This window comes from Verminephrobacter aporrectodeae subsp. tuberculatae (assembly GCF_026127385.1).
Lineage (GTDB): Bacteria > Pseudomonadota > Gammaproteobacteria > Burkholderiales > Burkholderiaceae_C > Acidovorax > Acidovorax aporrectodeae.
In genome coordinates, this window is the sequence record NZ_QZCX01000001.1 from 1,526,851 (window position 1) to 1,539,362 (window position 12,512).

Below are 12,512 nucleotides of genomic sequence, written 5' to 3' on the forward strand. Positions count from 1 at the left end.
GTCAGTCCGGATTTTTTGGGGACAGCTGCGCCGCTGCGTCGGACGCGCCGTCGGCGCTGAGCACGCTGGCCACGAGCCGCCGGGTGTAGGGGTGTCGGGGGGCGTTGAGCACCTCGGTCACGCTGCCGCTCTCGAGCACCGTGCCGTCCTTGAGCACCAGCACCTCGTGCGCCATGGCGCGGATGACCTCCACGTCGTGCGTGATGAGCAGGTAGCTCAGGCCCTTTTCCTTTTGCAGGCGCTGCAGCAGGCCCAGCACCTGCTGCTGCACGGTCACGTCGAGCGCGCTGGTGGGCTCGTCGAGCACCAGCAGCTGCGGCTGCACGATGAGCGCGCGCGCCACGGCCAGGCGCTGGCGCTGGCCGCCGGAGAAGGCGTGCGGGTAGCGCTCCAGCAGGTGCGGGTATTGCTCCTCGGTCAGGCCCACCTCGGCCAGCGCGGCCTGCACGCGCGCGCGGCGCTGGTCGGCGTCGAGTTCGGGCGCGTGCACCTTCAGCCCTTCGCCGACGATTTCTTGCACCGTCAGGCGCGGCGAGAGGGACGAGTACGGGTCCTGAAACACCACCTGCACGAGGCGGCGCAGCCGCTGGTTCGCCGGTGTGTTGTGCATCGCGGGCTGCTGCCACGCCTGGCCACCGAGTTGCAACTGGCCCGCAGAGGGCAGCAGGCCCAGGATGGCCTGCGCCAGCGTGGACTTGCCCGACCCGGACTCGCCCACCACACCCAGCGTGCGGCCCGGCAACAGCCGCAGGCTGGCGCCCTGCAGCGAGACGAATTCCGCCTTGCCGAACCAGCCGCGCAGGCCGGGCCGCGGCGTGGGGTAGGCCACGCGCAGGTTCTGCACCTGCAGCACGGGGGCGGTGTCCGCTGGCGGGGCGACCTCGACGACGTCGCGGCGCGGCCGGCTGGCGAGCAGGCGGCGGGTATAGGCGTGCTGCGGCGCGCGAAACACGTCGGCCACCGTCCCCTGCTCGACCAGCAGGCCCTGCTCCATCACGGCCACGCGGTCGGCGAAGCGGCGCACCAGGTTCAGGTCGTGCGTGATGAGCAGCACGGCCATGGCACTGCTGCGTTGCAGGTCCGAGAGCAGGTCGAGGATCTGGCCGCGCAGCGTCACGTCGAGCGCGCTCGTGGGCTCGTCGGCGAGCAGCAGCCGGGGCGCGCTCGCCAGGGCCATGGCGATCATGGCGCGCTGGCGCTGGCCACCGCTGAGCTGGTGCGCGTAGCTGTTCGCGCAGCGCGCGGGTTCGGAGATTCCGGTGCGGGCCAGCAGCTCCACGGCCGCCTGCGCGCATTGCGCGCCCGTGAGGCCCTGTTTGAGTTGCAGGACCTCGGCAATCTGCCTGCCGATGCCCATCAAGGGGTTGAGCGCGGTCATGGGCTCCTGGAACACCATGGCGACGTCGCCGCCGCGCACGCCGCGCATCTGGCGTTCGGACAGGGCCAGCAGGTCGCCGCGCCCCTGCAGCAGCGCCTGGCCGCTGACGTTGGCGTCGTCCGCCAGGCGCAGCAGGCTCAGCGCGGTGATGGTTTTTCCCGAACCGGACTCGCCCACCAGAGCGAGCTTCTCGCCCGCGGCAATGCGCAGGTCAACGCCCCGCACCACTTCCTTGGAGCCAAAGCGGACCCGGAGATTGCGCACGTCCAGCAGGGGCGGGGCGCAGGGCATGTCGGCGCCGGGACGAGCGGGAGCGTCGCTCATTGCGCGGCCTGGCGCGGGTCGAGCGCGTCGCGCAGCGCGTCGCCCATGAAGGTCAGCAGCAGCAGCGTGACGACCAGCACGCCAAAGGTGGACAGCGAAATCCACCAAGCGTCGATGTTGTTCTTGCCCTGGCTGAGCAACTCGCCCAGCGACGGTGTTCCGGGCGGAACGCCCAGGCCCAGGAAGTCGAGCGAGGTCAGCGCGAGAATCGCCGCGCTCATGCGAAACGGCAGAAAAGTGACCACGGGCGTGAGGCTGTTGGGCAGGATGTGGCGCCAGATGATCTGGCCATTGCCCACGCCCAGCGCGCGCGCGGCCTTCACGTAGTCCAGTTGGCGGTTGCGCAGGAACTCGGCGCGCACGTAGTCGGACAGGCCCATCCAGCCGAACAGGCTCAGCAGGATGAGCAGCAGCGCGACGCTGGGGGCAAACAGGGCGCTGAAGATGATCAGCAGGTAGAGCTCGGGCATGGAGCCCCAGATCTCGATGAAGCGCTGGAACGCCAAGTCTGTCCGGCCGCCAAAAAACCCCTGGATCGCGCCCGTGACCACGCCCAGCAGCACGCCCGTGACCGTGAGCGCCAGACCGAACAGCACGCTGATGCGAAAGCCGTAGAGCAGCTGCGCGAGCAGGTCGCGCCCCCGGTCGTCGGTTCCCAGCCAGTTCTCGCTGTTGGGCGCCGAGGGGCTGGGCTCTCGGGAAAAGTAGTTCAGCGTGTCCGGCCCGTAGGGGTTGAGCGTGCGCAGCGCCCAGTTGCCGTCCGCACGCAGGCGCTGTTTGATGAAGGGGTCGTGGTAGTCGGTGGGCGTCGCGAAGTCCCCGCCAAAGGCCGTTTCGGGGTAGTCGCGGAGTATCGGAAAGTAGGTCTGCCCCTGGTAGCGCACGATCAGTGGCCGGTCGTTGCACAGCAGTTCCGCGCACAGGCTGATCAGCACCAGGGTGGCAAAGATCCGCAGGCTCCAGTAGCCCAGCCGATTGCGCCGAAAGCGCAGCCAGGCACGGCGTGAGGGCGAGAGCGAAGGGGGGGAGGAAGCGGTGCCCATCGGGTCAATCAAACTTTACGCGCGGGTCCACCCACACATAGCACAGGTCGCTGACCAGCTTGGTCAGCAGCCCGATGAGCGTAAACAGATACAGCGTGCCCAGCACCACCGGGTAGTCGCGGCGGATCACGCTTTCGTAGCTCAGCAGGCCCAGGCCGTCGAGCGAGAACAGCGTCTCTATGAGCAGCGATCCGGTAAAGAACGCGCCGATGAAGGCCGCCGGAAAGCCCGTGACGATGGGAATGAGCGCGTTGCGAAACACATGCCGGTACAGCACCTGCTGCTCGGACAAACCCTTGGCGCGGGCCGTGAGCACGTACTGCTTGCGGATCTCTTCCAGAAAGGCGTTCTTGGTCAGCATGGCCGTCGTGGCAAAACTGCCCAGCACCATGGCCGTGACGGGCAGCGTGATGTGCCACAGGTAATCTGCCACGCGCGCGCCCCAGCTCAGATCGTCCCAATGCGCCGAGGTCAGGCCGCGCAGCGGGAACCATTGCAACTGCCCGCCAAAGATCACCAGCAGCGCAACCCCGAGCACAAAGCCCGGGATCGCGTAGCCCGTCAGAACCAGCAGCGTGGTCACCAGGTCAAAGCGCGATCCGGCGCGCACCGCCTTGGCCACACCCAGCGGAACGGCCACCAGGTAGCTGATGAAAAAGCTCCATAACCCCAGGCTGACGGAGACCGGCAGCTTTTCCTTGATGAGGCTCCACACGTCCTTGTTCTGAAAAAAGCTCTGGCCCAGATCAAAGCGTGCGAACTGGCCGAGCATCTGCAGGAGGCGTTCGTGCGCGGGTTTGTCGAAGCCATAGAGCGCCTTGATTTGCTGGAGCCGCCGGGGGTCCACACCTTGGTCGCCGCGGTACGACATGCCCTCCACACCGCCTCTGCCCGCAGCGTGACGCGCCTCGGCCAAGTACTGCTCCACCGGGCCACCGGGAACGAATTGGATCACCGCAAAGGTCACGAGCAGCACGCCGAGCAGCGTGGGCAGTATGAGCAGCAGGCGTTTCGCAATGTAGGAGAGCATGGGAGCGGTGGGCCGGGGGGTCAGGGTCGTAGCGTCGTCGACAGGGGGGATCTCGTCGCAGCTTCCCGACTCCACCAAGAGGACATCAGCCACTCCTGCGCCCCAGCGTAGGGGGGCATGGGTTCCTGGTAGGCGAGCCGCTGCTGGTTGTACACCACGCGGTGCGAGGCCAGCGCCCACTGCGGAATGAGGTAGTGGCTGTGCATGATGACGCGGTCCAGCGCGTGGCAGGCGGGCAATAGTTCGGCTTGGCTGCGTGCGCGGACCAGAGCCGTGACCAGCGCGTCCACCGCGGGGCTGTTTACACCCGCATAGTTGCTCGATCCTTCCACGTCGGCGCCCTGGCTGCCGAACAGTTCCTTCATTTCTTGGCCCGGGTTGTGCGTGCCAGGGTAGGCCAAGCCAATGATGTCGTAGTTGAACTTGTCCAGGCGCTGCCGGTACAGCGCGAAATCCACCGACACAAAGCGCAGCGTGATGCCCAGCTTTTGGAGGTTGCGTGTCCACGGTCCGACCATGCGCACGCCAACCTCCCGGCTGTCCAGATACTCGATCACCATGGGCTCTCCCCGGGCGTTGCGCAGGGCACCGTCGCGGTAGTTCCAGCCCGCGTCGGCAAGCAGTTCGCGTGCACGGCGCAGGTTGGCGCGCAGCGAATGGCCCGCGCCCTCGGTCACAGGCGGGCTGTACATGGGGCCGAAAACGGCGTCGGGCAGCTTGCCGCGCCAGGGTGCGAGCAGGGCCAGCTCCTCAGGGCCGGGGAGGCCACTGGCCGCGCAGCGGGTGTTGCCAAACAGATCTTTCACCCGGGGGTAGCTGCCGTAGAACATCTGGCGGTTCATCCACTCGTAGTCTATGGTCAGGCCCAGCGCCTCGCGCACGCGCGGGTCCTGCAGCATTGGGTGGCGCGTGTTCAGCACATAGCTCTGGAACCCGGTAGGCAGCCTGTGCGGCATTTCCTTCTTTACCAGCACGCCCTGTGTGAAGAGTTTGCCGTCGATGCGGCGTGCCCAGTCGCCCGCCGAATAGACGATCATGAAGTCGAACTCACCGGCCTTCATGGCCTCCAGCCGCGCGGTATTGTCCTTGTAGATATTGACGGTGATGCGCTCGAAGTTGAACGCGCCCCGGCGCACGTTCAGGTGGCGACCCCAGTACTGCGGGTCGCGCTGGTAGGTAATGTCGCGGCCGAACTTCACCGGTCCGATGCGGTAGGGGCCGCTGCCGATGGGGATGTCGGTGACGATTTCGTCAAAGCGCTTGGCCCGGCCGTCGGCCTGCCGGCCCCAGGCGCGGCTGAAAATCGGCATCTTGCCCACGGTGAGCGGTAGTTCGCGGTCGGGCTGTTTGAAGCGAAAGCGCACGCTGCGCAGGCCCAGCACGTCCAGGCCCGCTACCTCCTGCAGCAGGGTGGCGTAGCCGGGCGCGGCATGGGGGCCGATCAGTGTCTCGTAGCTGTGCTTGACGTCGGCGGCCAGCACGGGGTCGCCGTTGTGAAAGCGCGCCTCGGCCCGCAGGCGGAAGGTGGCGCTCATCTGGTCCCCGGCTACGTCCACGCTCTCGGCAAGCAGGCCATAGGCGGACGCGGTCTCGTCCATGGAGGCCGTGAGCAGCGTCTCGAACAGCAGATCGTCCAGGTAGGCGGGCGCGGAACCCTTCATGGTGTAGGGGTTGTACTTGTCGAAGGTGGAGTTGCGCAGATTGCTCACCATGCGCAACTCGCCCCCCTTGGGAGCATCGGGGTTGACGTAGTCGAAATGCGCAAACCCGGGCGGGTATTTGAGCTCGTCCCACAACGCATAGCCATGCGCGGCCCACGCCGGAGCAGCGCACAGCATCAGTAAAAAAAACCGCCAAAACCACATGCGACAATTCTGCACTACGCCGCATTCCACAGGAGAGAACGACCATGGGTTTTTTGACTGGCAAAAGGCTGCTCATCACGGGCCTGCTGTCCAACCGCTCCATTGCCTATGGCATCGCCCGGGCCTGCCATGCGCAGGGTGCCGAATTGGCCTTCAGCTATGTGGGCGAGCGCTTCAAGGAGCGCATCACCGAATTTGCCGCCGAGTTCGGCTCCGGGCTGGTCTTTGACTGCGACGTGGCCAGCGACGCGCAGATCGAGCGCATGTTTGCCGACTTGTCCCGGGACTGGCCCCGGTTCGACGGCTTCGTGCACAGCATCGGCTTTGCCCCGCGCGAGGCGATTGCCGGCGACTTTCTCGAAGGTCTGTCACGCGAGTCGTTTCGCGTTGCACACGACATCAGCGCGTACAGCTTTCCGGCGATGGCCAGGGCCGCGCTGCCGTACCTGAGCGACAGGTCCTCGCTCGTCACGCTGAGCTACCTGGGCGCGCTGCGCGCCATCCCGAACTACAACACCATGGGCCTGGCCAAGGCCAGCCTGGAGGCCAGCGTGCGCTACCTGGCCGAAGCGCTGGGCCCCAGGGGAATGCGCGTCAACGGCATCAGCGCCGGCCCGATCAAGACGCTGGCGGCCAGCGGAATCAAGGACTTTGGCAAGCTGCTGGCGCGGGTCGCAAGCGCGTCCCCGCTGCGCCGCAACGTGAGCATAGAGGACGTGGGCAATGTGGCCGCCTTCCTGTTGTCCGACCTGGCCGCGGGCATGACCGCGGAAATCAGCTACGTTGACGGCGGCTTTAGCCAGACGGCCGGCATCAGCCGTGACATGGTGACTTGACGACGCGGCCACTAAGCTTCGCGCGGGCGGTCCATGCCGGGCAAGGGACGCGCCCGGGGCGCCTCGGCACGCAGGCGCTGCAAGGCCGCAAGGCAGTAGTGCGTGAACCAGAGCGACGAGAACGCGAAGACCAGGGTGTAGATCCAGATCGCCAGCGGCACGAGGATCAGGAACGCGGCAGCAAACACCGCCCCCGACGCCCACAGGATGCCGGGCGCTGCGCCCAGGTAGCCCGTGATGATGCCGATGCCCAGCAGGCTGCTGCGGTGGCGCCGGAAAATCTCTTGCCGCTCCTGCCGGCTGGCGTGCTCGGCGAGCGCGTCGAAGGCCAGCACCCGGTACGCCAGCCAGCCCCAGATCAGGGGCGGAAGGACGAGCACCAGCGGGGGCACGAACCACAGCGGAATCGATAGCACCAGGGCCACCAGGGCGAGCAGGGTGGAGCCAATCGACCAGGCCACGCTGGCCATGAAAGAGCCGCCCTTTTTGCGCTCCAGGTCCGGAAAGCGCCGCGCGGCGACCCAGGGCACCAGAGCCGGCGCCATGAGCAGCGCCACCACGAGCAGCGACAACACCACCAGAACGGGCGCCACGGCCAGGACCACGAGCAGCGGAGCGAGCACCGAGACCACGTCGCCCAGACCCGATTCCTGCATCCAGCGCCAGAGGCTGCTCACGAGCGCCGATGCGTCGAGCAGCGAGCGCATTCCCAGGACCGCCGCGTCCCAGTAGAAATAGCCCCACCCCAACGCCAAAGCCGCAATCAGCAGCAAGGGCAGCAGCGACAGGGCCAGCACGCGCGGCAGCAGGCAGCCGACCGCGGCGCGCCAGAAGGAATCGAACAGCAAATCCACTGGCGCGCGTCCTTTCGTCGTTTGGAGCCGGGGAACCCGCGGCGCGCCGAAGCGCTTGCGGGGCGTGGGGATGCTTGCAGAGAAATGCCTGGATGGCAAGCGGGCGCCCCTGCCGTCGGCCGGGTCGTGCGCTGTCACGCCCTGCCAAACAGCCGCAGAACCCCGCGCCACTGCTGCGACCAGAAACCCTGGCCATAGTCGCGCAAGCGCCCGTCCGCTCCGGGTTCCACCTGGTCGCGCACGCCCGTGGGGCCGTAGCGCGCATCGAAGTTGGCGCTGCGCATGAGCATGTCCCACCAGGGCAGCAGCACGCCAAAGTTGGCGCCGCCCGGAACCACGCGCGGCTGCGCGCCCGACGCGCCGGCGCCCACGGACGGCACGGTCGTCTCATGGCCGATCCCGATGCCGTGGTGCAGGCGGTGAAAGCGGGGACTGATCCACAGCCGCTCGCCCCAGCGGCCAAAGCTGAGGCGCAGATTCGCGTGCTGCAGGTTCTCGCTGAGCTGCGTGATGGCGACGATGGCGATGAACTGGCCCGGCATCACGCCGATGAACTGCGCCACGGCAACGAGCAGCGCGTCGCGCAGCAGGTCGTCGAGCAGATGGTTGCGGCTGTCGCTCCACATGGTCATCTGCCGCTGCGCGTGGTGCAGGGAATGCAGGCGCCACCACCACTCAAAGTGGTGTTGCGCGCGGTGTATCCAGTAGCCGAAGAAATCGAGCACCAGCAGGTACAGCAGCAGGCTCACCCAGGGGACGTCGGAGACGCCCGGCCAGACGCCGTCGAGGTGGAAGGTGCTGACGCCGGCCACCCGCAGGGCGCCGAAGAGCGCGTCCGCGAGCGGCTCCACGGTAGCGAACAGGCCCAGCCGGAACAGGCCCAGCCGATGCACCAGGGTGTAGAGAATGTCCGTGCGGATCGTCGCGCGGTCGGTCACGGGCTCCACGGGCCAGAGGCGCTGCAGCGGCCCGATCAGCAGCCCGATCACCCCCAACTGCAACAGGCCCACGAGCAGCCAGCCGCAAGCCGCGTAGCCGTCTTCCAGAAAACTGGCCCAGCCCATGGAAAACATCAGCGGCTGCAGCAGGCTTTCAAAAAGCCACTGCTGCAGGCCGTCGAAGCCGTCGCTCAGCCATTGCGCCATCGCGCGATCGCTCCGTCGATCCCGCGCCGCGTCAGCGCACTGCCGGCGCTGCCAGCGCAGCGTAATCGGGGTGCTCGCGCAGGGTGCGAAAACAGAAACCCCGCTGCTTCAGGCCCACGATCAGGGGCTCGAGCACCGCGGGGGCCCAGGGGTCTTTGCGCGACCAGATTCCCAGGTGCGCCAGAAGGATGTCGCCGCTGCGCACGCTCTGCAGCGCCCGGCGCAGCAGCGCCGCGTTGCTGACCTGTTCGCTCGCCAATTCGTCGCCGAGAAACCCGGTCGGAGACCAGCCCACATGGGTGTAGCCGCAGGCGCGCGCGCTGGCGAGCAGGCGCGGCGAGGTCTTCCCGCCCGGGGCCCGGAACAGCGGCAGCGGCGCCCTGCCGGTCAGCGCTTGCAGACGATCGGCCGCGCGGGCGATTTCTGCGCAATATTCGGCGGCCGAGAGCACGAGACTTTGCCCCGCGCGCGGGCCGGCGCTGGGCCGCACACGAAACGCGGGGTCCTGCGCGCTCCCCAGGTCGGCGCGCCAGCCGACGTGGCTCCAGGTGTGCGAGGCGAATTCGTGTCCCTCGGCAGCGCGGGCACGCCACCAGGGCGCCCAGTGATCGCCCAGGCTGCCGTCGCCTTGTTTGGTGCGCTCGTTGGCGGCAAAAAAGCTCACCCGGACCTGCTGGCGTTTGAGCACCTCGGCGACCAGCGGGGCAATCTCCATATGGCCCGTGTCAAACGTAAGGTACAGCGGCCGCTTGCAGTCCCCCTGGGCGCCGGCGCCCGGGATAGGCGCCGCAAACGCCAGCAGCAAGACGGCCCATCGGCGGCCGCAGCCTGCTGCGCGAGAGCCCGCAGCGCGCATGCGCCCACCCACCCGGTCAACGCGGCGCATGCTGCAGCGTCCACACGCCATGCGGAGACTTGCCCACCGTGACCTGCCGCACGACCTGCTTGGCGTGGGTATCGACGATCGAGAGCCTGCGCGCCCAGCGCGCGCTGACGTAGATGAATCGGCCGTCGGCGGACAGGTCCATGCAGTCGGGCCCGCCGGGAACGGGGTAGGACTCGACCAGCTGCTGCGTGTGCATGTCGATCTTGCTGATGGAGTTCGCGACGCGGTTGCTCACGTACAGATGGCGGCCGTCACCCGCGGCCCTGAATGCATGCGCTCCACTGCCCGTCCTGATCCTGTGGACGCTCACGGGTTCGGGCCCGGAGACGTCGAACACCTCGACGGCGTCGTCGCCGGTCAGGCCGACGAACAGACGCTTGTCGTCCGCGCTGCCATAGATGTCTGCCGGCATGGCGCCGGTCTGGACACGCCACCGGATGCGCTGGGTCGCGAGGTCGATGGCGACCAGTTCATCGCTGTCCTGCATGGTCGCGTAGACCGTGGTGCTGCGGCTGTCGATCCACAAATGGCTGGGTGTGCGCGCGGTAGCGACCCGCTGCACGAGCGCCAGGTCCTTCCCGTTCCAGTGATAAAGATCCACATGGTTCAAGCGATTCGCCGCAGTCACGAACCACTTCATGTCGGGGCTGAAACGCAGGTGGTAGGGATCGACGATGCCGCGCACGGTGCGCTGCACCTGGGCTGTGCGCGGATCGACAAAGGTCAGCGAATCGTCCAGCGCGTTCGCCACGATGAGCGACTTTTCGTCGGGTGTGAGGTAGAGATGGTGCGGCTCCTTGCCCACGGCAATGCGCGCCGTCTCGGTCCAGGTCACCGGATCGACGACGCTGACATCCGCATCCAGAGAGTTCAGGACGAACAAAGGCGGGGCCTCTGCGAGTGCCCCATGCATGAAGATCCAGAACCCGCCGAAGGCGGCGCACGCGCGCGCAATCGAAAACATCTTCACGGAATCGCTTTCAACACAGCCCGAGAGTCTAGCGCCGGACCCGCTCCCGATCTGCGTCCAAACGCAACATGGCCTGCGGTCTCTTCCCGGCTCGCCCGCCGTCCCCGGTGGGCGTTCCTGGCACTTGGGGGAAATGTACGCAGTCCGCGGCGCCGTTGTGCGCACATCGCGGCGCGCCATGCGGCCCAGGATTTTTGTGTAACCGACACTTTCTGCGGCGCCATGCTTGAAGTAGGATCGCCCGCGCGCGCGCATCCGCCGGGTGAGAAGCAGTGAAACGCTCTGCGCACCCGATTCCGACAACAGGCAAAGGAACTCAAGAATGGTTGATACCGTCAAATTTCACTCCGCATATACCGCCACGGCCGACGCATCCATGCAGGATGTCTGGGCGATCTGGGTGGACGTGAATCATTGGATGCAGTGGGACAAGGGCATTGCACACGCAGAAATCCGCGAAAACTTCCAGGTTGGTAATGCGTTCTCATTGACCCCGCAAGGTGGCGAACCGATCCAGGTTCATTTGAAGACCGTCACGCAGGGCGAAGAGTTCTCCGACGAAGCCGTGTTGCCGTTTGGCGTGATCCGCAACGTGCATTGCATGCAAATGCTTGGCAAGAAGCTGCAACTCACGCACGAGGTTCATGCCGAGATCAAGGAAGAGGCCGCAGGCTTCTTCGGCAAGGAAATCTGGCCGCACATGCAGTCCGGACTGCCGGAGTCGGTGAACAACATCATTGCGCTGGTCCAGGCGCAGTGACACCGCGAAGGGTCGAATTTGAGCAAACAGCAAACAAAGAGCAGCATGGCGAAGTATTGGTGTGGCGTCGTCTCAAAGGAACACATCATGCGCGGTGTGGCGGGTGGATTCTGCCAAGTCTGCCACGGCAAGCGGGCCCCGTTGGCGCGCATGTCCATTGGCGACGGCATCGTCTTCTATTCGCCGGTGACAAAATTCCAGGGCGACGAGAAATGCCAGAAATTCACCGCGATCGGCAAGGTGGTCGGCAACGAAACCTACCCGTTCCAAATGGCGCCGGATTTCATTCCCTATCGGCGCGACATCGGGTATCTCGATAGCGCGATGGACGCACCGATCCGGCCGATGCTCGAGCAGCTCTCATTCACCCGCGGCAAAACGAGCTGGGGATTCCCGTTCCGGCGCGGGCATTTCGAGATAACCGAGGAGGATTTCCAGCTGATTGCGCAATCCATGCTGCCGGATTCCTGGGAAAGCGTCTGCTCGGGAATCGCCGCCGGCAAACCGGCCGGTCCGGATCTGTTTACCCGGCTGGACTGAGCATGGTCGATCGGGCCGGGATCGACGCGGCGACATGGGGTGCAACAGGGTTTGCGCTTGGCGCGGGCCGCATTTTCAACAATACAGGGGAACGCATTGACAGCTATTCAACAAAAGACCACCAAGGTGGCACTCGTCACCGGCGGGTCGGGCGGTATTGGCAGTGAAATCGCCCGCCGCCTGGCGATCGACGGCTTTGCCGTCATGATCGCCTATTCAAAGTCGGCTGAGGCGGCGGAGAAAATCCTGCATGCAATCGCGCAAGCCGGCGGTGAAACTGCGCTGGTGCGTGCAGACGTCTCGAATGCCAAGGACGTGCAGGAGGCATTCGACGCGACGATCAACCGTTTCGGCCGCATTGACGTGCTCGTCAACAATGCCGGCGTCATTGCCCCCGGCATGATCGCCGACGTGACCGAGGACACTTACGACACCGTGTTCGACGTGAACGTGCGCGGCGCTCTGTTGGCGATGCGGGAGGCCGCGAAGCGGCTGCAAGACGGTGGTCGCGTGATCAACATCTCGTCCACCCTGGTTGGCGCGCCGATCCCCGGCTCTGCCCTGTATGCGGCGAGCAAGGCGGCGCTCGAAGCGTTCAGCCGTGTCCTCTCCAAGGAGATCGGTCCGCGGGGCATCACGGTGAACACGCTGCGGCTGGGTGCAACCATTCCGGGCATGTTCGCCAAGGCACCGCCGGAGCGACAAGCGGCTTTCGCCGCCGCTTCGCCGTTCAAGCGCCTGGGCACGCCACAGGACGCTGCCGAGGCCGTTTCCTTTCTGGCCAGCGAAGGGGGGCGCTGGGTGACGGGGCAGGTCATCACGGTAGATGGCGGGGCGACCTGAACCCGATAGAGACAGGAAAGACAGGAAAATTTTCTGTA

The 12,512-nt window shown here is 66.3% G+C and carries 12 protein-coding genes; 4 read left to right on the forward strand and 8 right to left on the reverse strand.

Annotated features, from left to right (window positions below):
* Nucleotide 1: 1 nt before the first annotated feature.
* Genes D5041_RS06605 through D5041_RS06620 form a run of 4 tightly spaced genes read right to left on the reverse strand, consistent with a single transcriptional unit; the run spans nucleotide 2 to nucleotide 5,640 of the window.
* The gene (locus D5041_RS06605; protein WP_407702247.1) at nucleotides 2-1,669 is read right to left on the reverse strand and encodes an ABC transporter ATP-binding protein; all 1,668 of its coding nucleotides are present in this window, start codon (nucleotides 1,667-1,669) and stop codon (nucleotides 2-4) included.
* Between the two features lie 29 nt (nucleotides 1,670-1,698).
* A complete protein-coding gene (locus D5041_RS06610; RefSeq protein ID WP_010102838.1) occupies nucleotides 1,699-2,745 on the reverse strand; it encodes an ABC transporter permease in 1,047 nt (348 codons plus the stop codon).
* Nucleotides 2,746-2,749: 4 nt separating this feature from the next.
* Nucleotides 2,750-3,775, reverse strand: a complete 1,026-nt coding sequence (locus tag D5041_RS06615) for a microcin C ABC transporter permease YejB (protein ID WP_265284148.1) — start codon at nucleotides 3,773-3,775, stop codon at nucleotides 2,750-2,752.
* A gap of 20 nt (nucleotides 3,776-3,795) precedes the next feature.
* Nucleotides 3,796-5,640: an extracellular solute-binding protein gene (locus tag D5041_RS06620; RefSeq protein WP_265284149.1), complete on the reverse strand. Its 1,845-nt coding sequence runs from the start codon at nucleotides 5,638-5,640 to the stop codon at nucleotides 3,796-3,798.
* Between the two features lie 44 nt (nucleotides 5,641-5,684).
* On the opposite strand from D5041_RS06620, the gene fabI reads away from it, so the two are divergent.
* A complete protein-coding gene (fabI, locus tag D5041_RS06625; RefSeq protein WP_265257915.1) occupies nucleotides 5,685-6,476 on the forward strand; it encodes an enoyl-ACP reductase FabI in 792 nt (263 codons plus the stop codon).
* A gap of 11 nt (nucleotides 6,477-6,487) precedes the next feature.
* Here fabI and D5041_RS06630 read toward each other — a convergent pair whose 3' ends face one another.
* From D5041_RS06630 to D5041_RS06645, 4 genes are all read right to left on the reverse strand, one after another.
* The gene (locus D5041_RS06630) at nucleotides 6,488-7,330 is read right to left on the reverse strand and encodes an EI24 domain-containing protein (RefSeq protein ID WP_010102844.1); all 843 of its coding nucleotides are present in this window, start codon (nucleotides 7,328-7,330) and stop codon (nucleotides 6,488-6,490) included.
* A gap of 134 nt (nucleotides 7,331-7,464) precedes the next feature.
* On the reverse strand, nucleotides 7,465-8,475 hold the full coding sequence (locus D5041_RS06635) for a sterol desaturase family protein (RefSeq protein ID WP_265257913.1): 1,011 nt from the start codon (nucleotides 8,473-8,475) through the stop codon (nucleotides 7,465-7,467).
* 31 nt (nucleotides 8,476-8,506) lie between these two features.
* On the reverse strand, nucleotides 8,507-9,331 hold the full coding sequence (locus D5041_RS06640; RefSeq protein WP_265310984.1) for a polysaccharide deacetylase family protein: 825 nt from the start codon (nucleotides 9,329-9,331) through the stop codon (nucleotides 8,507-8,509).
* A gap of 16 nt (nucleotides 9,332-9,347) precedes the next feature.
* Nucleotides 9,348-10,331 (reverse strand): YncE family protein, encoded by a 984-nt coding sequence (locus D5041_RS06645; protein ID WP_407702234.1) that lies wholly within the window; start codon nucleotides 10,329-10,331, stop codon nucleotides 9,348-9,350.
* A 322-nt stretch (nucleotides 10,332-10,653) separates the two neighbouring features.
* Here D5041_RS06645 and D5041_RS06650 point away from each other — a divergent pair, with 322 nt between their 5' ends.
* From D5041_RS06650 to D5041_RS06660, 3 genes are all read left to right on the forward strand, one after another.
* Nucleotides 10,654-11,091: an SRPBCC family protein gene (locus tag D5041_RS06650; RefSeq protein ID WP_010102851.1), complete on the forward strand. Its 438-nt coding sequence runs from the start codon at nucleotides 10,654-10,656 to the stop codon at nucleotides 11,089-11,091.
* An 18-nt stretch (nucleotides 11,092-11,109) separates the two neighbouring features.
* Nucleotides 11,110-11,631, forward strand: coding sequence for an EVE domain-containing protein (locus tag D5041_RS06655; RefSeq protein WP_265282621.1), 522 nt, complete (start codon nucleotides 11,110-11,112; stop codon nucleotides 11,629-11,631).
* Between the two features lie 96 nt (nucleotides 11,632-11,727).
* Nucleotides 11,728-12,474 (forward strand): SDR family oxidoreductase, encoded by a 747-nt coding sequence (locus D5041_RS06660; protein WP_265284151.1) that lies wholly within the window; start codon nucleotides 11,728-11,730, stop codon nucleotides 12,472-12,474.
* Nucleotides 12,475-12,512: the final 38 nt, after the last annotated feature.